Origin of the sequence: Psychrobacter sp. bablab_jr014 (genome assembly GCF_016464015.1) — a bacterium.
GTDB lineage: Bacteria > Pseudomonadota > Gammaproteobacteria > Pseudomonadales > Moraxellaceae > Psychrobacter.
In genome coordinates, this window is sequence record NZ_JACDXT010000049.1 from 155,865 (window position 1) to 178,278 (window position 22,414).

Below are 22,414 nucleotides of genomic sequence, written 5' to 3' on the forward strand. Positions count from 1 at the left end.
CGCTCCTTAAATTATCATTGTTTTACTATGTCAGTATTGTCAGTATTTCACTGAGTCACGCCTTAGTATGATGCCCAAATACAATTTTTGCTGTCAATGTGTTAAACGTCTGGCTCACAGACTTTATTGTTAAAGGATAAACAAAAGTTATCCATTAATACGATTGACAGTCTTACTTATATCGGCGCATTTATGGTGCGATTGCGTTGTATGAATGCCGCTTCTTGCGTTTTGGTGGATTTGTATTTCCAAAGTTTCGGTTGCATCGCTTGCTTATTACGCCTAGTATTGCCCCACTTTTTATCTTTGGTCAGTAGGCTATAGGCCACCTAGAGTCCATTATTTTTTTGAAAATAGGAGTTGCTATGACAACACAATCGGTCACTATCATTGATGGCGGTATGGGACGTGAGCTGGCAAAGCGTGGCGCACCGTTTCGTCAGCCTGAATGGTCGGCACTTGCCATGATAGAAGCGCCTGAAACCGTGCGTGATGTGCATCGCGCTTTTTTGCAAGCGGGCGCTTCGGTCATTACCACCAATAGCTATGCCCTTGTGCCGTTTCATATTGGACAAGAACGCTTTGAAGCGAATGCACAGGATTTGGCCGTTTCTGCGGGACAAATGGCACGTGCCGCCGTTGAGCTTGAAGGCAACACCGCACGCGTGGCAGGCTCTATTCCGCCATTGTTTGGCTCGTATCGCGCTGACTTATTCGACGCTGAGCACGTTGAAGATATCGCAACTCCGCTGATTCAGGGCTTATCGCCTTATATTGACTTGTGGCTTATTGAGACGCAAAGTCTGATTGCTGAGTCGCTCGCAACACGCCAGCTTATTCAAACCTTAGATAAAGAAGACAAACCTGTATGGGTCTCTTTTACCCTTGAGGACGATGAAAATCTTGATGTGCCGCGTTTGCGCTCAGGTGAGACGGTAGCGGAGGCAATCACTGCCCTTGCCGATGCCAATGTGGCGTCTATTTTGTTTAATTGCTGTCAGCCAGAGGTCATTGATGCCGCGCTCGCGGTAGCAAAAGACACACTTGCAGACAAAGGCGCAAATACCATTCAGCTTGGGGCTTATGCCAATGCGTTTCCGCCACAGACCAAAGAAGCCACCGCCAATGATGGGCTGGATGAGGTACGTGACGATTTAACCCCGCCTACCTACTTAAACTGGGCAACACAGTGGCAAACGCAAGGCGCGTCATTAATCGGTGGCTGCTGTGGTATTGGCCCTGAGCATATTGAGGTGCTAAGCCAGCACTTTGCCGCGAATGCGCGCTAAGGCAGACGGTCATACCATGCAAAGTGTACAAAAAATTGGATTAACCACGCTCGCCGCCTTGGTATTCAGCTCGATGGTGGGTGCTGGGGTCTTTAGTTTGCCGCAAAATATGGCGGAAGTGGCGGGTGTCGATGCCATCATCACCGCATGGCTGATTACAGGTGTGGGGATTTTATTCCTCGCAGGCTGTTTTTTGCATTTATCACGTTTAAAGCCTGAGCTGGACGGTGGTATTTATACGTATGCTAAAACAGGCTTTGGCGACTTGGCGGGGTTTTTCTCAGCGTGGGGCTATTGGCTGTGTGCCACTATCGGCGTGGTGGGCTATTTGGTCGTGGCGTTTGCCGCTATTGGCAGCTTTGTCGATACAGAAAACGCCGTTATCTTTGGTGAAGGCAACACGTTATGGGCGCTGCTGGGTGAATCGGTCATTTTGTGGCTGGTGCATTACTTGGTACTACGCGGCATGCAGCAAGCGGCATTTATTAATTTGCTCGCCACCTTAGCCAAAAGCTTACCGCTGATTGCCTTTATTGTTTTTGCTTATTATAGCTTTGACTTACAAACCTTTAATACCGACCGTACAGGTGCCAGTCTTGAGACGCCCTTTATGGAGCAGGTCAAAAACTCCATGCTCATTACGCTGTGGGTATTTACGGGTATTGAAGGGGCGATTGTTTTATCTCTGCGCGCCAAAAAACGCGCTGATATCGGTCGCGCTACTTATATGGGCGTGCTGTTTGCGTTGATACTGTACATTGGTATTACGCTTTTGTCGCTTGGGGTGATGAGCCGTGCGGATGTGGCAGCGCTCAGCAATCCGTCTATGGCAGGTATCATGACGCAGATGACAGGCAGTTTTGGCAAATGGGGCATCAGCCTTGGTCTGATTGTTTCTGTACTGGCGTCTTATCTGAGCTGGATTATCTATTCAGCAGAAGTACCTTACACGGCAGCTAAATACCATGCGTTCCCGCGCATTTTTACCAAACAAAATGCGCAAGGCACGCCGACAGCCTCGCTGGCATTGACCAGTGTGACGGTGCAAGTCTGTTTGTTAATGATTTATCTGACAGGCGAAGGCTACAACACCTTAGTGCTGATTTCAACCTCGATGATTTTGATTCCTTACTTTTTGGTCGGTGCATATTTAGTAAAGGTTGCCTTTAGCCAAAACGAGCGCTGGTATATCAAAGCGACAGGCTTGGGCGCGAGCGTCTATGGCGCATGGCTGATTTATGCCGCAGGTGTGGACAATCTGTTCTTGTCCCTACTCCTTTATATTCCTGGCTTGGCCATTTATTTTTATAGTCGCTATCAAGCCCGCCAGCAAGAGTTACAGCAGCCATCGTAAAACATGCTCTAAAGCCCTATTAAAGATAAGAAAAGCGCGCTATCGTCATGATGGCGCGCTTTTTTTTGCAAAGTATTCAAAGGTAATTTTAAAATATATAAAAATAGGGAGAGTACAGTGAGATTAAACACTATTTTTCGCAGCCTCTGGAGACGAAGTCACAGCAAGCAAGAAAAATAGTGTTTAATCGAGCGCACCTATCATGTCATATTTTTTATTCGGTGTTGACTATATATTTAATCAGCTATTATTTAATAATCTGCAAACATTGCCCTGAATGGTACAGTGTCAAGCCAACTTCAGTCATGATGGATTTAAGCTTGGGCATAGTGACTTTGCATTCTTCTAAGGTTTTAAACGGTAGCGGAATGCTGTCACGATTGCCTGTCAAAATATAATCGGCAAAGCACTTGCCCATCATCGTCCCTGTGGTGATACCGCGTCCATTATAAGCGGTAGCGGTCACAATGCCTTCGTCAGGCTCTAATACGCGAAAGATATGGTCTTGGGTAAAGCCAAAATTACCACTCCACTCGTACTGCCAGTTAAATGCAGGCAAGTCAGGATAATAGCTCTTTTGTACAAGGTTCGCCCACGACTTATAAAAGGCCGCAGGCTTATAAGCGCGTGCGCCGACCGTTCCCAGTAGCAAGCGATCATCCTTATCACGGCGGATACTCGATAGCGCAAGACGGGTGTCCCAAGCGCCTTGGCGATGGGGCAAAATACGCGCTGCTGCTTCACCACTCAAAGGCTCAGAGGCGATTTGGTAATAAGAAACCAGATAAAAGGTTTTATTCACCTCTGTCCACTCGCCTTCGGTATAGGCGTTGGTCGCAATAATGACGCGCTCCGCGCTCACCTGAGCACGATGAGTGACCGCATGCCACTCACCATCGATTTTTTGTAAGCGCTGGACGGGTGACTGCCCATAGATGGTCACACCAAGGCTGGTAGCGACTTTTGCCAGCCCGCGTACATAGGCCATTGGGTTTAATGTGCCCGCCCGATTATCGAGCAACGCCTTGTTAATACTGGTCGTGCCACAATACTCATGACAGCGTGCGCCTGTTAAGACTTCAACATCCACGCCGCGACGGCTCAATTGCTCATAACGAATATCAACATCTTGTTCGCCCTTGGCGTTATGGCCCATGTGCAAATTGCCTGCATTGGTCGCTTGGGCGTCGATGTTGTAGCGCTCAATTAAATCAAATACCAGCTTGGGCGCGGCGCCTAGGGCAGCGGTCAGACGCTCGCCGTCTGTGTCGCCCAGTTCAGCGTTTAAGTCATCAGGACGCGCCCATGTGCCTGCATTGACCAAGCCCACGCTTTTACCTGAGCCGCCACTACCGATGGTATTGCCTTCTAATACCACGACGCGAACGCCTTTTTCAGCCAAATGAATGGCCGCTGACAATCCTGTATAGCCGCCGCCGATGATACAAACCTGAGCGCTGGTATCGGTGCTAAGTGGCTCATAGTGTGGTGCTGCGGGCGCGGTGATGTCCCATAAACAGTGCCTTTGCAACATATCGTGCCCTCCTTTGTGCAGACGAAAGTGTTGACGGTGGGTCACTAGGATGGTGACCCACTATAGTGAGAATAAATACAATAATTAGAGATGGCGTGCTTAAACCTTTTCGGCAGAAACCGCGTTGTCAACCATTTCCGTACGGTAAGCGGCTGTGTCTTCTTCGGCTTCTTTTGGCGTGAACTTACCCAAAAATGCCCATAACAGACCAAATAAAGGCGATAACCAGCAAGCGAAAGCGAATGGTGCATAAGCCAAGGTTGCGATACCCAGCGTTGCTGCCACAAAGCTACCACCCATGTTCCATGGAATCAGCGGCGATAACAGCGTGCCACTGTCTTCGATAGAGCGCGTTAATGTGGTGCGCTTGTAGCCCATTTCTTGATATTTGTCTTTTAAGAGTCGTGCTGGCAAGACCAAGGTAGTGTACACATCACCAATGATCGTACCGACGCCAATCACGCTGGTATAGCTGGTAAGAATCAAGCCGATGCGTGACTTTACTAGGCTCTTGATTTTGTTCATGATGGCGTTTAGCGTGCCGTAATGCTCTAGTGAGCCAACAAAACCCAGCGCAAAAATAGTCAACGTCACCACCCACGTCATTGACATGACGCCGCCTTTTGACAGCAGCTGATCCACGACCTCTGAGCCTGTTTCACTGACAAAACCGTTTTGTAACACGGTGAAGATTTCGTTGACGCCCACGCCTTGCATAAAGAACGCGACAAGTGACGCCACCACCACACCGCTTAGTACCGTTGGAATGGCGGGCATTTTCATGACCGCAGCACCAACCACCACGACCGCAGGTAATAGCGTCCATAAACTGATGGTGTAGTTGTCTAATAACGTGCTTTGTAGCACCTGAACAACAGACATATCAATATTGTCGCTGCCGTAGCTCATACCAATCCATGCGTAGATAATCAATGCGGTGACCATTGCTGGTACGGTGGTTGGCAGCATGCCTTGAATATGCTCCCACAAGTCCACACCTGCGGCGGCGGGCGTTAGGTTGGTGGTATCAGACAGTGGTGACATCTTGTCACCAAAAAACGCGCCCGACACAATCGCGCCGCCTGTCAAATAGGCAGGGATACCAAGACCAACACCGATACCCATCATCGCCAGACCAACCGTACCGACCGTACCCCACGACGTCCCTGTCGCAACGGAAATGATGGCACAAATGATACAAACGGAGACTAAAAACGATGAGGGTGAAAAGATACTAAAACCGTAATACAAGATGGTCGGTACAGTCCCTGCGATAATCCATGAGCCGATGAGCATACCCACGCCCATCAAAATCAAAATCGCGGGCAAACCGATTTTAATCACCTTTAAAAAACGATCTTCCATACCCTGCCAGTTGCGACCACGCAGCTTGACGAACAACCCTGTCAATAAAATACCGCAGGCAAGTGGAATGTGCGGGGTAAAGTCTTTAAACACAAAGAACTGCACCATAAGGATAATGGCGGTCAATACCAAAGGCGCGATATCAAGTAAAAAATTGGATGAGGCGTTAGACGAGTCGTAGTCGTCATCAGGGTTTGAGGGGGCTTCGTTAATCATAGACACTTACCTTCCTTAGTAGTGGCTTATTGGATGCTTATTATCGCTGTAGCGTATAAGCCGTCTAAATTTCCTTTTATGTTCCTTGTTACCAGTAACTCAAGCGCGCCCCATGCTGGGATAAGACGCGCCGTCTCTTGTGTGCTTTAAAAAGTTTTACACTCTCAGATGATTAACCGAAGTTAATACCCTGCGCGAGCGGTAGCTCTTTTGAGTAATTGATGGTATTGGTCTGACGACGCATGTAGTTTTTCCAAGCATCTGAGCCTGATTCACGACCGCCGCCTGTCTCTTTTTCGCCGCCGAACGCGCCACCAATCTCAGCGCCACTGGTGCCGATGTTCACGTTGGCGATACCGCAATCACTACCACGGTCACTTAAGAACACTTCAGCTTCGCGGATATCATTGGTGAAGATACATGAGGACAGACCTTGTGGTACGTCATTTTGCATGGCAAGCGCGTCATCAAAATCACGGTAGGTCATGACATATAAAATCGGGGCAAAGGTCTCATTGCGCGCCACGTCGTTTTGCTCATCGAGTTCAACAATGGCGGGCTTGACATAATAAGCATCAGGATATTTGTCTGCGAGGACACGCTCGCCGCCAGTGACGCTACCGCCTGAATCTTTGGCATTTTTGAGCGCGGTTTGCATGGTGTCAAAGCTGTCTTTGTCAATCAGTGGGCCAACCAAATTGCCCTCTAGCGGATGACCGATGGTCACGGTTTCATAAGCGGCTTTGACGCGAGGTAGAATGTCGGCTTTGACCGACTCATGCACGAACAGACGGCGTAAGGTAGTGCAGCGCTGGCCTGCGGTACCGACGGCTGAGAACAGAATGCCGCGCAGTGCCAAGTCCAAATCTGCACTTGGGGTCAAAATCATGGCGTTGTTACCACCAAGCTCTAGCAAGCATTTGCCAAAACGTTCAGCAACCTTAGGCCCAACCGTACGCCCCATGCGGGTGCTGCCAGTTGCACTGATTAGTGCCACGTCTTTATTTTCAACCAGCGCATTACCCACTTCGGTTTTGCCTAGAATCACTTGTGATAGATGCGCTGGCGCGTCACCGAATTTTTTAAGCGCTTTTTCAAATAATGCTTGGCACGCGATAGCGGTCAGTGGGGTTTTTTCTGATGGCTTCCAGATAACAGGGTTACCACAGACGATAGCAAGTGCGGTGTTCCATGACCAAACGGCAACAGGGAAGTTAAAGGCAGAGATGACGCCAATCACGCCAAGCGGATGCCATGTCTCACGCATGTGGTGACCTGGGCGCTCTGAAGCGATGGTTAGGCCGTACAGCTGACGCGATAGACCGACCGCGAAGTCACAAATATCAATCATCTCTTGGACTTCGCCAAGGCCTTCTTCTTTGATTTTGCCTGCTTCTAGTGATACCAGCGCACCAAGCTCGTCTTTGTGCTCACGCAATACCTCACCCAAAATACGGATCAGCTCACCGCGCTTTGGCGCAGGAATGGTACGCCATGCGTTAAAAGCGCTCTTAGCATTGCTCACGGCTGTCTGCACATCGTCGGTGCTGTGTAGCGTTACGTGACCAATCACGCTACCATCGGTTGGTGTGTGTACGGCAAAGTCGCCGTTTTGGTATTGGTCGTCTTTAACACCCATGGCGGTCATGTATTGCTGAATCATAGTCATTCCTTTTGTTGTATGTGATAAATTTGCTTCCTTAAGACATTTATTAAATTACCGTGCTGTCTACAGCGTTGCAAAATAATTAAATTCTTACGGGCATTCCTTTTCGGAATAGCAAACTTTGTTTTATAAAATAAAGAGTTTTAAATATTTGTATTTTCGATTATCAAGGATAGCGTGTTAAGACAGCTCGGTCTTAGGTCTACGCTGTGTAAAACTTTGCAAGGCTTGCAAACTTTGGGTTAAGCTCTGCCGCTGCATATCGGTGTACAGCGCCATCTCGTCATAGACTGCAGCGCCTAGCGCCTGTTCAAACTCGTCTTTATTGGACGTGCCTGCATAGTCACTGGGTTTGTCTTCTTGCAAGTTAGACTGAAAAATACCTGCCGCACTCACGGGCAAAAAGTCTTCATAAACAATAGGCTCAATACGCAAAACACCTTGTCGAATCAGCTGACTTAAGTCGTCTTGATTGAGCGTTTTGGGATCACTCGTTATCAGCGCTAGCGTACGCTCTGACGTATCTTGTTCCAACCCATCACACACGGGCTGATAATAAAAATACGCCAGCGCCTCATCATGCAGTGTCTGATAATCATCAGGAAATGCGCTAAAGGCAGCGCTGAGCAGCTTCATGTACTTGGCGGCATTGTCTTCGTTGGGCGTAGCACCCAAGTCGTTACGTGCTTGCGCCAATAGTTCGTCGTAAAGCGCGCGCCCTTTGGCGGTTAAGGCGACACCGCGCTGCTCAATCTCGCCAAAGCGTGCGCTATGCTCGCCCGCTTCATACGTGCCATCTGCTTTGCGAAAGTTCACGGATTCTTGCAGCGCTTTAAAACTGGTCTGACGCAGTAAAATTGGGCAGTGACGCGGTGGTGGCCCTTCGATAATGGCTTTGGGCGGAATACCACGCTCAGCCATGCCTTGCTGCACGGCATCAATATCCAGTGTTCTTGGGGTTAAGTGGTTGATGTGTGGCCCTTTAAAGCCCACCACATCGGCAATCAAGCGATGCTGGTCAGACAGCTGCTGGTATAAGGTCTTTGAAATCGGTGTGTCTTTGTGCCAGCGAAAGGTCTCAAGCGCGGCTTGCACAAAACGCGCACTGTCTGCCGCACCAAGGCCGCCGTCGCGCTCAAATTGCTCAATCAAGGCAATGGCTTCATCAGTAAAGATATGACGCGCTGACAAAGCCTCTTCGGCTGCCGCACGTAACGCCTCATCATCAATCAAATCAAGACGCAATAATGAGGTAAACACCCGAAATGGGCTTTGGTTCAATGACGCCGAGTCAAGCGCCCGAAAGGCCGTTGAATGTACAGGCACAGAGGCAGGCGCTAAATCGTAATAACCCACAGGATGCATCCCCATGACCGCAAACAGACGACGCATCATCGCAAGCTCGTTTGCTGTACCCAAACGGATTGCGCCATGACGCTCCATGTCGAGGCGTGGTAGCTCGCCTGTATGCGCCAGCTGTGCGGCAAGCAATGTATCTTTTTCTAACGTCGCTTTATTAACATCGGCAACCAGCGTGAGCAGGTCTTGATATAGCGGCACTTCGTTTTGGTACATATCCGACATGGCGACAGAAAAGGCGTGACGGATGGTGTCACTCCTGACAAAGCCATTGTGAGCGGTAGTCGTGCTTTCACGGGTCATTAGAATTCTCTCCGATAATGAGTGTCATAAACATAAGTTATAAAACAGGCATAACACAGACGGCACTTAGCCTGCCGCCAGCGTTTTTGCAGCAGTATTGTTATTAGATTCAGCGCTGGTAGGCTGCGTATTGGTTGGCTGGCTAAAATGCTTAGGAATGCTTTGCAGCACTTCTTTTAAGATATCTAGGCCGTGCTGCAACGTTTCAGGTTCAATCGTCAGTGGCGGCAGCAGGCGAATGATATGACGGTATTTACCACTTGGCATCAGTAACAAACCACGCGCACGTGCTTCGGTCAAAATATGCGTCATGACTTGTGGATTCGTGCCCGCTTCCTTGTGACGCAGTTCAATACCACGCATCGCACCGACACCTGTGAGGCCATGTAGCCAAGGCGAGAGATTCTCAGCTTGCCAAGTAGATACGCTCGTTTCAATCACATCGCTATAATGCTGGGCGTTTTCCCACGTGGTAGCGTCTGCCATGATGTCAAAGGTGGCATTTGCTGCTGCGCAGGCGACAGGGTTACCCGAATAAGTCCCACCCAGACTGCCCTTTGGTAAGTCATTCATCAAGTCATCAGTGCCGATGACCGCGCCCAGCGGCAACCCGCCAGCGATACTTTTACCGAGCAATAGTAAATCAGGATTGACACCCAAATGCATAAAGGCAAAGGGCACGCCTGTACGACCATAGCCCGATTGAATCTCGTCCATAATCAACACAATACCGTGCTCATCGCAAAACGCGCGCAGATATTGGGCAAAGCTTGGGGAGAGACGCTGAAAGCCGCCCTCGCCTTGAATCGGCTCTACAATAAATGCGCCAATATTGTCGACATCGGTCTCAATCTCAAACAGGCGGGTCAGCGCAGCCATCGCTTGCTGGTCACTGACGGTATTGTCTGGGCTGGGAAAAGGAATATGATAAACAGCGCTCGATAATGGTCCAAGGCCGCGCTTATAAGGGGCAACCTTGCCATTAAGATTGACTGCCGCAAGCGTACGCCCATGAAAGCCGCCATCAAACGCAATCACCCCGACACGCTTGGTTTTTAGGCGCGCGATTTTTAGGGCGTTTTCGGTGGCTTCTGCACCAGAATTGGTGAGCATACCTGATAAGGCAACGGCTTTTGCGTGCGGTTCGCTGTCAAAATCAGCGATGGCTTGCGGGCTTAAGGCGGCTGGGGCTTTATTGGTATTGACCGCATGCATACTGGCAGCGACCCACTGGCACAGACGCGGCATGAGGGTTTGATACGGTAGGTGGCCTGCGGCATTGTACGCATAATGGGTTAATAACTGGGCTTGCTTGGTAATCGCCTCAACGATTTTAGGCTGACAATGACCAAAGTTTAAAACACCAATACCGCCGACAAAGTCGATATAGCTTTTATTATTCGTATCCCAAACGCATGCATTCTTGCCATGCGTCAGAGTAATAGGATGTACCATGGTAAAGGCATTAGTCACTTGATAACGTGTGTTCATGAAAGTCTCTCGTCCTTGAATCAGACTTTCATTTCAACAAATGCCTTGTCATGCCGCAAACGAATAAAAGTTGGTCTGGCATTCCTTTTGCTCATTGGCTTTTGGCAATGACCTGCAGTAGTCAATCCATTAGGGCGCTACGGCATCATCAACAGAGCACTCGGCCTTTTCAATGGCATGTTTAATCCAATCGACCATTACTTTGGTCTTGTGTGTGCGCTCTAAGGATAATGGATAGGCCATGTAATACGCACAGCGCCCTTTTGACGCAAACTCCCAGACTTGTACCAGCGTCCCCGCTGCCAGTTCAGGCGCAACCAAACGCTGGGGCACTAAGGCAATGCCATAGCCGTTTAGCGCTGCGGCAATACAAGCATGAAATGTGTCAAAACGTGGGCCGACAAACGTACCATCAATACTGATGTCTTGCTGTTTAAAATACTCATACCATGCACTTGGACGCGAGTCGATATGCAGTAGCGTGGTATTTTGGGCGCGCGCTTCGGTTAATGGCTGATCGCTGATGTCCTTATTTAGCAGATAATCAGGGTGACACACTGCAATACAGTATTCATCAAAGAGTTTTACCGCTTCCATACTGTTCCAAATACCATCACCGTATAAAAACGCAATATCTACCTTTTGATCTTCAAAAAAGAAGGGCGCAGGCTGCTCTTTGACATTAAGACGTATCAGCGGATACGCCTCATCAAAGCCCTTTAAGGTTGGAATGAGCCAGCGAGAACACAAGGTTGGGTGCGAAACGATGTTTAGAATTTCAGTGTTGTCACTATGCGACATCAGGCTCGTGGTTGCAGTCTCAATATGCTTTAGGATATTGAGCACCTCTAAGTAATAAGCCTTGCCCGCAGGTGTCAATGAGATGCGCTGTGAGGTGCGGTAAAACAGCGTGATATTAAGCATTTCTTCAAGCTGTGCGACCTGTTTACTAATCGCGCTTTGGGTCATGTGCAGCTCGGCGGCAGCATTGGTAAAGCTTAGGTGGCGCGCGGCTGTCTCAAAGCATTGTAGCGCAGTGGTTGAGGGATAACGGCGAAAAGACAAAGAAGGCGCAGTATTGGTCGTCATAGGTCACAAATCAAAAAACAAGAACAAAGAAAAGGGCGCACACGATGACGCCCCACTACCCTAAGCATATACGTTAAGTCAGTCGTACACAATACGCGTACGACCTTCATTTTGGGATTGCTAGTGGGTATGCTGATTATCTGTAAGAAGCGTTAAATAGCCTACTTTTACGGCTGTATAGACGTGCCTTATCAGCGCAATTATGCAACATAACCGCCACGATAGGCAGCAGCCAGCTACGCTATCATGACACCTTGCTTTAAACGCTACTGCCCAACCTATCGCTCGATCAATACAGCCATAATAAGAATAAGAAAGATAAGGATTCACCCTGATGTTCGCGCTATTACAAGAAAACCCTCAGCTCGCCAGCCTCGGTGCAGCGATGATTGTCGTATTGCTGGTACTCGCGCTGATAGAGACAGTGGCGGTTCGTTATGGCGAAAGGGTATTAAAGCGCATTTGGCATTATATAGAGGTGACGCGCTATCATTTATTACAGCAGCCTTTAGTACTGCGTTTTATGACACGCCATCCTGTATTGGCGGGTTTTTTGGCTGCGCGTTTCCGGCGGCAGCATTTTTTTGGCTTAACCTTAACCACACTGGTGATTATAGGCGGCTATGTGCTCGCCCTGTACGCAGGCTTGGTCGAAGATGTGGTCGAAGCTGATGCGATAGTGGCCTTTGACCATTATGTATCCGCGCACATGAGCGTACTGCGCAGCTCTCCTGTGATTGAGGGATTTATTGTCATTACCAGCTTGGGTGCGGCGGCGATTACTTGCCTCATCACTGTTTTAACCAGTATGGTTTGCGCCGTAATGCGTAAGCCGTATGTCATCGTTGGTCTGCTCATATCGACCATTGGCAGTACGTTGTTTTCGTTTTGGAGCAAGATATTATTCGCACGCGAGCGCCCGAGTGCGATTTTGTTAACTGAGCAGTCCTATTCGTTTCCCAGTGGGCACGCGACCATTAGCCTTGCGTTATATGGTTTTATTGCTTATATCGCCATACGTTTGGCGACCAACTTTTCACGGCAGGTGCGCTTGTTTTCACTGGGCGTTATCCTCTGTGTACTGGTGGGACTGAGCCGCATTGTGCTAAATGAGCATTACCTAAGCGATGTTTTGGGCGGGTTTTTGGTTGGTTCCTTATGGCTGGTTGTGGCGATTAGCGTGACCGAATGGCTGACCAGCCTCGGTAAAATCCATTGGCAACACACATGGCGCACCTCGGAGAAACTTTTGGTCGCAGCATGTCTTATCCTCACCGCTATCGCCAGTACGCTGTATGCGTATTTTCATTATATGCCGATGCTTGGCGCGTAGTTTTTAATAGCTATCAAGTAACGTCTGTAATGAGGTGCTAAACAATTCGCCATGTGACTGGCCATAAGACTGAGCGTGGCAGCGTTTGCCAAAATAGGCACAAACCTGCTGGCCGAATTGTGCTTTGTCATCGTTAACGGTTGAGTCCTCTTCTGCCCGTTGAGTGGCAGATTGACTAAAGGTCAGGCGCACACTTGGCACGCTGTCTGTCCCCTTATTAGCGCACTGATAGGTTTGCCAACGTGTGAGCATGGCTTTATCGTCCCACCATAATGAAGGATCCGCGCTGTCATAATGTTGATAAGCCTCTGGATGTTCAAGTAGCGTATACAGCACAAACAGTCCGCCGTATGAATGTCCCCACAAGGCTTCATGTGTGGGCTGCTGTGGCAACTGTTTATACACCCATGGTTTGATTTTAGTTTCGATGAGCTGATAGAACGATTCTGCGCCGCCGTTCAATCGCGCTCTTTCCGCCTCTTTAAATGCCGCTGGCATCTCTTCGCTAGGCTCATTTGCTACTCTTGGTGGCGTATAATCATAAGCCCGCGCATCAACATCAAACCGATAAGGCACTTGATAACCAATAAACACTAAGACAGGCGCAGATTGCTCTGATAGACGCTTCAGTCCTGCTTTATCCAGTTCATCTAGTGCTGCATTACCATCAAGCATATACAGCACTTTATGATGGTTTTGGTTGCTTGCCACTTTTGGTATGCCCAGCCACACACGATAGTGCCTCGGCTTGGCATATTGCTCATTATCTGCTTTATCTACCTTTGGTGCAGGCGCTATAAAATCCTGCGACATAAAATGATAGCCGCTGTCTTTTGCATACAACAGCTGCATATCTACAGGTGTGGTTAAGTCAGGTTTTGCCATTGCTTCGATACTCATCACCCCCATTGCTATCATCATAAATACAGATACTGCTTTTCTTTTGAAACGTCCCTGTACTTGGTATGCTGTGCAGCGCAGTTTATTGTCAAATGCATTACTGTCTTGCCCCATTTGTAGCCTCATTACTTATTGTCTTATTTTTATGCCGCAGCTTTAGGGCATGTCATCCGCTTATTTTAATGCCATTATCTTTAGCAAAGATGATTGACATCTCGTTACATTATAGTAATAATAAATAGGATGATAATAATTATCAATATTATTTTCATTTGTCCTTTTCTTTAGACAGTCACAGCGTCTCTACACACCTCTACTCTTCTTATTATTAATAGGTTTTACGCATGTCTTTATCCATTAAATCATTATCTTTATCTGTCCTTTGTGTGTCTTTAGGACTGACAGGTTGTCAAAGTCTAAATACGCATAACACTGCTGCACCGACCGTCGCCGCGCACGGATTGATGCAAACACAAAGTCATTATGGCCATGCCCGTAGCTTGACTATTAATAAGACAGACTACCCAGTCTCTGAGACATCGGCGCGTCTGCTGGTCAATAATGCAAAAACCGCGCCTGAATTGGTAGCAGATATTTTTGATGGAAAAGCACAGCGCGCAGTACCTGGCTATCAGCTGATGGTGATGAATCGTACCAGCTCAGTCGCAGCCGAAGCACGTACGTTAGAGGATGGCCGCGTGATGGACAACCGCATGATTCATCGCGGCAGCAAGGCATTGATTGGTATTCCTGTGACTGATGGCAAAGCCCAATTAGACCAAGCTCAGTTATTAAGTTTTGATGTGATTTATGATGACCCTACCAAAGCACTGCCAAAAGGCGAAGCGCTCAAACCACGCGGCACAAAGCTCACCAAACGAGATACCCCCGTTACTGACCAAAAAGTCACCATCAATTCTTTGACACTACCGAATTTTGTAAGTGGTGAAACCTCAGGCGGTGGTATTGACTATAGTGCAGAGGCCATTGTCGATGGCAAACTGGTCACTGCGAGCGCCAACAGCAGCTTTGATATCTTTTATACCACGACGCCTGAGACGGCTCGCGGATTTTAATACTTTCTTAGGCAACAACTTTACTATGGCTGTGGCGCTTGTATAGCGCCGCAACCATGACTATGGTTATGATGAGCGAATCGATATAAAACGATTATAGCGTGTGGCATTCGCCAAAAACGACGGCTAAGGCAAGTACTATCATTGGTAACGTATCGTTTTTATTGAGAATGAATCATAGCCATCTTACCTACTTCTTATCTTGTTTTTTGTTTCTCAATTATATTTTAAGATATTTTATGACCACACATCTCCCCACAATGGCCACTCTCCGACCCTTTCGTTTAAGTTCACTTTGTTACGCGCTACTGCCACTATTATCCTTGTCTGTTAGCAGTGCTCATGCTGCGGAGACCACCGAAGATGCGCCGAGTGCGACGCTAGATACTATCGTGGTCAAAGCAAACCCGCTGTATCGTCTGGATACCAGTTATGACAATGATTTATACAGTGCCAACGTGGCTACTGTCGGCACGAAAATTCCTGACTATTTAGAAAATATCCCCCAATCTATCAGTGTGATTACGAAAGCCAAAATCGAAGATACCAACGTCAATACCTTAGACCAAATTGCTAAGCGCACTCCAGGACTCCGAGTACTACAAAACGATGACGGCCGTTCCTCGATTTTTTCACGCGGTTATGAGTATGACCAATACAGTATTGATGGGCTTAGTGCGCCGATGGCCAGTATCAATGGTACCCTACCGAATCTGGCCCCATTTGAACGAGTAGAAGTGTTGCGTGGCCCTTCAGGGTTATTTAACGCCGCATCAGAACTTGGCGGCGTCGTCAACTTGGTGCGCAAGCGCGGAGAAGCTGGCGGCGAGCAGACCCTAAAAGCCAGTATCAGCGACCCGAAAGGCTATGAGGTCATGGCAGACGTACAAGGCAGCTTAAGCGAAGACGACAGCTTGGTCGGCCGCAGCGTCATTCAGTATGACAGACAAGCCAACCCTATTGTTGATGATATTGATGGTGAAGATAATGACAATAGCAGTGCTTACTTTAGTATAGACAAGCGACTCAACGACACCACAGCAATAGGTGCAGGCTATCTCTATCAGGAGCGCAATATCACGCCCAACAATGGCTTACCCACAGCAGCAGATGGCTCACTGTTGTCGCTACCTAATGATGACTTTTATGGTGCACGCTGGAATGATTTTAGTAGCAAAAGCAATGATGTTTTTGCTGACCTACAGCATCAGCTTCCCAGTAAAGGCATTGTCAGTGCTGGTGTGCGCTACTCTGACCGCAAATCTGACTACAACTATGCCTTCGCTGGTAGTGCACTGAGTAATGGCACGACCAATGTGGCAGGGACTAGCGGCGATATTGACGAAAACTCGATTTCTGCAGACATCAGTCTTAGTCAGCCCTTTGTGACAGGTAAGACGCAAAGTGAATATGTCATTGGTATGGACTATAAACGCTTCAATGTCGATAGCGCCCGTGCCAGTTCAAGAGCGTTAGCCAAATCATTGACCGCCTCACAAATCAATGATTTAGGTTATATTGATATTTTGCAAGAAGCCCGTAATGGCACGGACGGCTATCGCTTGACGCATACCGAAAACACCCTACGAGAACTGGGGTTATATGCTAAGGTGAACTACAAGCTCTTAGAGCGCTTGTCATTAATTGCAGGTGGCCGCATCAGCAACTATGAGGTCGATAGTGAAAACAAGGTGACAGGCACCACCGCCAGCATCAGCGATGACCATCACACCACAGGTTATGGCGCGCTGGTCTATGAGCTGACGCCAAGCATCAATGCTTATGGCAGTTATACGCAAGCCTTTGCACCGCAGTACGTGGCGGATGTTAACGGCGATCTACTCAAACCGCGTGAAGGCGAGCAGTTTGAGATTGGCCTAAAAGGCAACTGGCAAGATACCCTTTCTGCACGGTTAAGTGCCTATCGTATGACTGACGAGAATGCTGCTGCCACTACAACGAGCGGCGATCAAGTTGCCTTGGGTGAACGCGAAATGCAAGGTTTTGAAGTCGAGTTTAATGGTGAGATTACGCCAGACTGGCAGTTGTCCGCAGGTTATACCTATCTAGATAGTGATATCAAGCAAGCCTCAACAACCAGCGATGATGGTATTTTCCTATTGATGCCTAAGCACTCAGCCAACTTATGGACGACTTATAAAGTTAATAATGTACTTGCCCAACCGCTGACTGTGGGTCTGGGTATCGATGCTGTTGGTTCATTCTCTTCTTCAAATGGTATCGAAGCCGATAGCTACTATACTTGGGAAGCTATGGCCAGCTACCCGTTTAGCGAGCAGCTAACGGGACAAATTAATGTCTACAATCTACTCGATGATGATCACTATGTTCGTGTTGGCGCAGTCAATACCTTTAATATTCCAGGTGACGGCCGCGAGTTTAAAGCGTCATTAACCTATAAATTTTAAACACGCTGTATTATCAGACGATAATGGCGCAGCACACTGCGCCATTATTGCTATTAAATCCACTAAGCCAAAGGCACACGGCGATAAAACACCCACGCCAGTATGCAAACCAGCGCCCATGACAGCAGCATCGACACCAGCGTATGACTGAAAAAGTGGTCGCCAATCATCATCTTATACAGCCCCATTACCCAGCCAAGCGCCAGCACTACGCCCAGTATCCATGTACGGTAAGCACGCATACGCGGTAGATACGCGAGCGCCAATAAGCCAAAACCCGCACTGGCATGTGCCGCAGGAAAACACTTGGCATCACTGTGCATGGCAATATCTTGCCATAGACTCAGATACTGCGCAGCGCCACCGAAGATAGACAGCTGATTGGGACAGCTGACGTGCGTCGCCGCTTTTAACAGTCCAATGATGCTCGGAACCGTGATGATGCTCGCCAGCAAATAGCCAATATCCCGCGTAGCGAGAAATGGCGTGGGTGATGGACTCAGACAGTCACCCCGCACCGCACACACAGTCCGCTTAGGCATATAGCGCTTTTGCGCATACCGTACAATCAGTACACCTAGAAGATATATGCCAAAAAAAATCAGCGCCGTTTTGGGCAAATGATAAAACACCAACGCATACGGCTCGCTGCCTTTGGTAATCAGCCACGTACCATGCTGATAAAACAGCTGACTGATAGCGACGTCCATCGCGCTGTGCTCAGTTGCCCATGTCGCAAGGATAGCGAGCAGCAGTAAGCCTATGGCGTGAATGGCTAAGCGGTCATGCACACTGGTGCTCGGCTGAGCGCCTAGCCGACTTTTTGTTAATACGGGAGGCGGTGTGTGCGAATGGTCGTGCGCGGTGGGTGTCTCATGCGTATTGTGGGCAGAATGCGTCATCAGTAGCGATACTCTTATGCAGTCATAAAATTAAGCAAGAAAAATCAATGACGCTTAGCCTAGCAAGGCGTTTGTTAAGATGTTGTGAAGCTCGCCGTTAACTAACTATTAACTAAGGCGTAATCCATCACATAAAAGGACAAGTTGAATAAGCAAGCAGCAGAATAACAGTTGAATAACCGTTAAATAAACATGGAGACACAAAGACAATAAAAGACGATGTTAACGCCATCTTAACGCGGGGATTGCTACTCTGCATGCTTTAGTCTGACAGATGCGTGATGACATGACCACACAATCCCCTTGGCTGCACAAGCTCTCGCCCGCCGCACACCCGATGCGTATGGATACCCTGATTATGCTGACGGCACTGTTTTTGGTAGCGAGCGCCAACATCAGTTTTTTTGCGCATATCTTGAAGGTGTATGACTTTAGGGGCAATATTGGCTTTGTCTTATCCACTGCTGGCGTTTTGTTTGGCTTGATGTGGCTGATTTTGCAGCTCTTATGCTATCGCTTTAGCTACCGTTTTGTGCTGGTGGTGATGGTCATTATCGCGGCAGTGTGCGCGTACTTTACCGACACGTATGGCACGGTGTTTGATAAAAACATGCTGATTAATGGTCTACAGACCGACCAAGCTGAGGCCTTTGACTTATTAGCGCCTGCGTTTTTTATGCGTGTATTATTGTTTGGAATAGTGCCTGCGTTTTTGATTATTAAAACCAAAGTCGAGCTGCGTCCATGGCAACAAGCCAGCATTGCCAAAGCCATCACCATGTTGGCAGCGGTCGCGGTGGTTGGGCTGTGTCTGCTGCCCTTTGGTGACCAGTACGCGAGCTTTTTTCGTCAGCATAAGCCCATTCGCTATTACACCACGCCCATCACGCCCGTGTATTCTGCCTTTCGCCTCGGCAAAGACAGCTATGATGATGCCAACCGCCCGACCTCGATGATTGCGCACGCAGAGGACGCCAAAAAAGTCGTGCAAGCGGCGGCAGGTAACGCAAGCAAGCCGAAGCTGATGGTGTTCGTGGTCGGTGAGACGGCACGCGCTGACCACATCAGCCTAAACGGCTACCCGCGCGATACCATGCCGCGCCTTGCCAAAGAGGACAACATCTATAGCTTTAAACAAGCGACCTCGTGCGGCACATCGACGGCGTATTCTGTGCCCTGTATGTTCAGCTATTTAAACCAAGCCGATTACGACATCGACACCGCCGACTATCATGAAAACGTACTCGATACTTTGCAGCGTCTTGGGGTTACCGTGATTTGGCGCGATAACAACTCCAGCTCCAAAGGCGTCGCCGATAGGGTCAGTTACACCGACTTTAAAGAACCCAAAACCAACCCCGTCTGTGATGTCGAGTGCCGTGACGTGGGGATGCTGACAGGTATGGATAAAATGGTGGACACCAAAGCGCCCAAAGACACGCTCATCGTGCTGCACCAGATGGGCAACCACGGACCTGCGTACTACAAGCGATATCCGTCACACTTTACCCATTTTACCCCTGTATGCAAAAGCAATGAGCTGTCACAATGCGACCAAAAAGCAGTAATTAATGGCTATGACAATGCCTTGCGCTATACCGATGACTTTTTGGCACAGACCATCGACGCGCTAAAGCCCTACGCCGATAAATATGATGTTATGATGGTTTATATGAGTGACCACGGCGAAAGCTTGGGCGAAAACAACATTTATTTGCATGGCTTACCGTACCAAATCGCCCCCGACACGCAAAAGCACGTGCCGCTGATTATCTGGTCGCCTGAGAATAATGGCATTGACAGCGCACGCCTGCAAGCACAGACCACGCAGCCGATATCCCATGACGCAATTACCCCGTCCTTGCTGACGTTCTTTGACATCCAAACCAAAGAAACTGCAGGCGCACAAACGATGTTTACTTATAAGTGATGTGCATATGTATAAGATACTGATTATTGAAGACAATCCCGATATCGTCGCCAATGTCTATGCCTTTTTTGAGGCGCAAGGCTACGAGCTGGACAATGCGTATAATGGCGTGAGCGGTCTTGAGCTGGCAATCGCCAATCGCTATGACGTGATACTGCTGGACGTGATGCTGCCTGGTATGAACGGCACCAAACTGTGCCAAACCCTACGCGCCGAGCATCATAACAAGACGCCGATTATTATGCTGACCGCCCGCGATACCGTCTCGGACAAGGTGATTGGCTTTGAAAGTGGTGCGGATGATTATGTGGTCAAGCCATTCTCTCTCGTTGAGCTGGATGCGCGCATCAAAGCTCTTATTCGCCGCGACCAAAACGAGCATTTTGTGCACTTATTACAAGTGGGCGAATTACAGCTTGATACCGAGCGCCACACTGCCACGCGGGCAGGACACGCCTTGCGCCTGACGCCGACGGGATTTAAAATATTGCAGCTGCTAATGAATGCCGCGCCCAATGTGGTAACCAAAGCTGAGATTGAGGACAAAATCTGGGGTCGGGATATCCCTGACAGCGACGCGCTACGCACCCATGTCCACACTCTGCGCGCGCAGGTGGATAAGCCGTTTGCCCAGCCGATGATTACCACCCTTGCAGGTATTGGCTATCAGCTGGGCGCGGCAGACCATACGCCTGACGCTGCGCGAGCTTCCTCAACTGACCCTGTAAATGACACGGTCGCCGAATAATAAAACATCAGCACCACCAAAAAGAGCGGCCTGAATTTGTTTAATGCCATTGCCCAAAAAATCCGCCTGTCTTATTTTATATTTACCGCCATTGTGTGCGTGAGCTTTGTCAGTATTTTTTTATATGCTGGCATACATGTAGAACAAGCGCTGGTCAAAGGACGCTTGTTAGAAGAATTAAATAGCAGTCGAAATATGAGCGGTATACAATCGCACTACAGCGTAGAGCCTGGTATTGATATCTATCAATTTGCTCACGCACCTTTATTCTTACAAGCGCGCGCGACTGACACTGTACAAGAAATGCAGGTTACAGACTTTATGCATGCGGGGCGGGCTTATGATGGCGAGTTGCATTTTTTTACATATACTGACGGACAGACGCGCTATATCCTTACCTATTTACTCAGTGACCAAATCGTCTTGACCAACTACCCTGTATTAGCGACTTATGAAGACTTTGAAGCACTGTTTTTCAAGACCTTGCTCGGCGCGGTAGCGCTGAGTTTTTTGATTGCCATTGCTTTTGCCTACGTCTCTGCGCATCAGATTACCAAGCCCTTATCGCGGCTTAAGCACGCGGTCGAGACGGACAATGAAAATCTTGGCGGCTTATTGCACCTGCCGTCTGAGGTCGGCGTTTTAGCGCGCGTCATCGACACCAAAAACCGCAAGCTTGCAGACTACTTACAGCGCGAGCAGCTGTTTACAGGTGATGTCAGTCACGAGCTGCGCACGCCCTTGACCATCATCATGGGCGCAGCCGAAGTGCTAGAAGCGCAGCTTCCCACCGATAGCCGTCAGCGCGAATTTACCCACCGCATCCACAGCACCGCCACTGAAACCTCAGAGATTATCAGCGCCCTTTTGATGCTCTCGCGTGCGCCTGAAAAGCTCGACGCACCCATCACCCCACTACGCCCTATCATTGAGCATGAAGTCAGTCGCTTAGATCACTTAATTAAGTATAAAGACGTGCGCTGCGAGCTGCTCACGGATAAAGACTACAGCGCCCACGCTCGCCCTGAGCTATTAAAGATGGCTATCGGCAATTTGATTAAAAATGCCTTTCAATACACCGATACAGGTACTGTCAGTATCTATGTTGACGTGCAGACCATCACCATCGATGACACAGGTAGCGGTATCGAAGACACGCTACGTCCCCAACTGTTTGCACGTTTTGAACGCGGCAATGCTGAAGGTATTGATGGAAGTGGTTTAGGACTCAGTATCGTTCAGCGCATCATCCAGCATCTTGGCTGGGAGATTACCTATCAACCCAATATCCAAGGCGGCAGCACCTTTATCATCACCTATTATTAAGCCCTTTTTTTGGATGGCTTGTGATTATGAAGCAGAGGCAGACCTACCTTTGGCCTTTTTCATCTTAGTGTCTTTTTGAGCAGACTCACTGTTTATATTCATAA

General features: G+C 48.6%; 16 protein-coding genes. 8 read left to right on the plus strand and 8 right to left on the minus strand.

Features of this window, described 5'->3' with window-relative positions; translation table 11 throughout:
* The first annotated feature begins 365 nt into the window (after nt 1–365).
* Nucleotides 366–1,289 (plus strand): homocysteine S-methyltransferase family protein, encoded by a 924-nt coding sequence (locus JIE71_RS11525; RefSeq protein ID WP_199508855.1) that lies wholly within the window; start codon nt 366–368, stop codon nt 1,287–1,289.
* Nucleotides 1,290–1,305: 16 nt separating this feature from the next.
* Entirely contained in the window at nt 1,306–2,643 is a 1,338-nt protein-coding gene (locus JIE71_RS11530; RefSeq protein WP_199508856.1) for a basic amino acid/polyamine antiporter, read from the plus strand.
* Nucleotides 2,644–2,890: 247 nt separating this feature from the next.
* Here JIE71_RS11530 and JIE71_RS11535 read toward each other — a convergent pair whose 3' ends face one another.
* The 6 genes from JIE71_RS11535 to JIE71_RS11560 form a co-directional block, all read right to left on the minus strand.
* A complete protein-coding gene (locus tag JIE71_RS11535) occupies nt 2,891–4,177 on the minus strand; it encodes an NAD(P)/FAD-dependent oxidoreductase (protein WP_199508857.1) in 1,287 nt (428 codons plus the stop codon).
* Nucleotides 4,178–4,276: 99 nt separating this feature from the next.
* Nucleotides 4,277–5,758, minus strand: a complete 1,482-nt coding sequence (gene nhaC, locus JIE71_RS11540) for a Na+/H+ antiporter NhaC (protein WP_199508858.1) — start codon at nt 5,756–5,758, stop codon at nt 4,277–4,279.
* 172 nt (nt 5,759–5,930) lie between these two features.
* Complete coding sequence (locus tag JIE71_RS11545) at nt 5,931–7,421, minus strand: aldehyde dehydrogenase family protein (protein ID WP_199508859.1); 1,491 nt, start codon at nt 7,419–7,421, stop codon at nt 5,931–5,933.
* A gap of 183 nt (nt 7,422–7,604) precedes the next feature.
* Nucleotides 7,605–9,086 (minus strand): VOC family protein, encoded by a 1,482-nt coding sequence (locus JIE71_RS11550; protein ID WP_199508860.1) that lies wholly within the window; start codon nt 9,084–9,086, stop codon nt 7,605–7,607.
* Nucleotides 9,087–9,152: 66 nt separating this feature from the next.
* Nucleotides 9,153–10,577, minus strand: a complete 1,425-nt coding sequence (locus tag JIE71_RS11555; protein ID WP_199508861.1) for an aspartate aminotransferase family protein — start codon at nt 10,575–10,577, stop codon at nt 9,153–9,155.
* 129 nt (nt 10,578–10,706) lie between these two features.
* Complete coding sequence (locus JIE71_RS11560; RefSeq protein WP_199508862.1) at nt 10,707–11,666, minus strand: LysR substrate-binding domain-containing protein; 960 nt, start codon at nt 11,664–11,666, stop codon at nt 10,707–10,709.
* Between the two features lie 334 nt (nt 11,667–12,000).
* On the opposite strand from JIE71_RS11560, the gene JIE71_RS11565 reads away from it, so the two are divergent.
* The gene (locus JIE71_RS11565; protein WP_199508863.1) at nt 12,001–12,999 is read left to right on the plus strand and encodes a phosphatase PAP2 family protein; all 999 of its coding nucleotides are present in this window, start codon (nt 12,001–12,003) and stop codon (nt 12,997–12,999) included.
* A 3-nt stretch (nt 13,000–13,002) separates the two neighbouring features.
* Here JIE71_RS11565 and JIE71_RS11570 read toward each other — a convergent pair whose 3' ends face one another.
* Entirely contained in the window at nt 13,003–13,920 is a 918-nt protein-coding gene (locus tag JIE71_RS11570) for an alpha/beta hydrolase (RefSeq protein ID WP_199508864.1), read from the minus strand.
* 323 nt (nt 13,921–14,243) lie between these two features.
* On the opposite strand from JIE71_RS11570, the gene JIE71_RS11575 reads away from it, so the two are divergent.
* Together JIE71_RS11575 and JIE71_RS11580 are read left to right on the plus strand one after the other, a co-directional pair.
* A complete protein-coding gene (locus JIE71_RS11575) occupies nt 14,244–14,975 on the plus strand; it encodes a hypothetical protein (RefSeq protein WP_199508865.1) in 732 nt (243 codons plus the stop codon).
* A 239-nt stretch (nt 14,976–15,214) separates the two neighbouring features.
* Nucleotides 15,215–17,404 carry a TonB-dependent siderophore receptor gene (locus JIE71_RS11580; protein WP_199508866.1) on the plus strand — a complete coding sequence of 730 codons (2,190 nt, stop codon included), beginning with the start codon at nt 15,215–15,217 and terminating at the stop codon, nt 17,402–17,404.
* Between the two features lie 62 nt (nt 17,405–17,466).
* On the opposite strand, the gene JIE71_RS11585 is transcribed toward JIE71_RS11580, so the two are convergent.
* Entirely contained in the window at nt 17,467–18,306 is an 840-nt protein-coding gene (locus JIE71_RS11585) for a PAP2 family lipid A phosphatase (protein ID WP_199508867.1), read from the minus strand.
* A gap of 337 nt (nt 18,307–18,643) precedes the next feature.
* Between JIE71_RS11585 and JIE71_RS11590 the strand changes: the two genes are divergently transcribed.
* The 3 genes from JIE71_RS11590 to JIE71_RS11600 are packed head-to-tail and all read left to right on the plus strand — an operon-like array spanning nt 18,644 to nt 22,310.
* Complete coding sequence (locus tag JIE71_RS11590; RefSeq protein WP_416232034.1) at nt 18,644–20,236, plus strand: phosphoethanolamine transferase; 1,593 nt, start codon at nt 18,644–18,646, stop codon at nt 20,234–20,236.
* 7 nt (nt 20,237–20,243) lie between these two features.
* Complete coding sequence (locus JIE71_RS11595; RefSeq protein ID WP_199508869.1) at nt 20,244–20,984, plus strand: response regulator transcription factor; 741 nt, start codon at nt 20,244–20,246, stop codon at nt 20,982–20,984.
* Nucleotides 20,985–21,020: 36 nt separating this feature from the next.
* Entirely contained in the window at nt 21,021–22,310 is a 1,290-nt protein-coding gene (locus JIE71_RS11600; RefSeq protein WP_199508870.1) for a sensor histidine kinase, read from the plus strand.
* Nucleotides 22,311–22,414: the final 104 nt, after the last annotated feature.

What these genes read in the sequence shown, in the direction of transcription:
- JIE71_RS11525 (WP_199508855.1), top strand. Translation starts at nt 366, where the DNA reads ATGACAACACAATCGGTCACTATCATTGATGGCGGTATGGGACGTGAG.
- JIE71_RS11530 (WP_199508856.1), top strand. Translation starts at nt 1,306, where the DNA reads ATGCAAAGTGTACAAAAAATTGGATTAACCACGCTCGCCGCCTTGGTA.
- JIE71_RS11535 (WP_199508857.1), bottom strand. Translation starts at nt 4,177, where the DNA reads ATGTTGCAAAGGCACTGTTTATGGGACATCACCGCGCCCGCAGCACCA.
- nhaC (WP_199508858.1), bottom strand. Translation starts at nt 5,758, where the DNA reads ATGATTAACGAAGCCCCCTCAAACCCTGATGACGACTACGACTCGTCT.
- JIE71_RS11545 (WP_199508859.1), bottom strand. Translation starts at nt 7,421, where the DNA reads ATGATTCAGCAATACATGACCGCCATGGGTGTTAAAGACGACCAATAC.
- JIE71_RS11550 (WP_199508860.1), bottom strand. Translation starts at nt 9,086, where the DNA reads ATGACCCGTGAAAGCACGACTACCGCTCACAATGGCTTTGTCAGGAGT.
- JIE71_RS11555 (WP_199508861.1), bottom strand. Translation starts at nt 10,577, where the DNA reads ATGAACACACGTTATCAAGTGACTAATGCCTTTACCATGGTACATCCT.
- JIE71_RS11560 (WP_199508862.1), bottom strand. Translation starts at nt 11,666, where the DNA reads ATGACGACCAATACTGCGCCTTCTTTGTCTTTTCGCCGTTATCCCTCA.
- JIE71_RS11565 (WP_199508863.1), top strand. Translation starts at nt 12,001, where the DNA reads ATGTTCGCGCTATTACAAGAAAACCCTCAGCTCGCCAGCCTCGGTGCA.
- JIE71_RS11570 (WP_199508864.1), bottom strand. Translation starts at nt 13,920, where the DNA reads ATGATGATAGCAATGGGGGTGATGAGTATCGAAGCAATGGCAAAACCT.
- JIE71_RS11575 (WP_199508865.1), top strand. Translation starts at nt 14,244, where the DNA reads ATGTCTTTATCCATTAAATCATTATCTTTATCTGTCCTTTGTGTGTCT.
- JIE71_RS11580 (WP_199508866.1), top strand. Translation starts at nt 15,215, where the DNA reads ATGACCACACATCTCCCCACAATGGCCACTCTCCGACCCTTTCGTTTA.
- JIE71_RS11585 (WP_199508867.1), bottom strand. Translation starts at nt 18,306, where the DNA reads ATGACGCATTCTGCCCACAATACGCATGAGACACCCACCGCGCACGAC.
- JIE71_RS11590 (WP_416232034.1), top strand. Translation starts at nt 18,644, where the DNA reads ATGCGTATGGATACCCTGATTATGCTGACGGCACTGTTTTTGGTAGCG.
- JIE71_RS11595 (WP_199508869.1), top strand. Translation starts at nt 20,244, where the DNA reads ATGTATAAGATACTGATTATTGAAGACAATCCCGATATCGTCGCCAAT.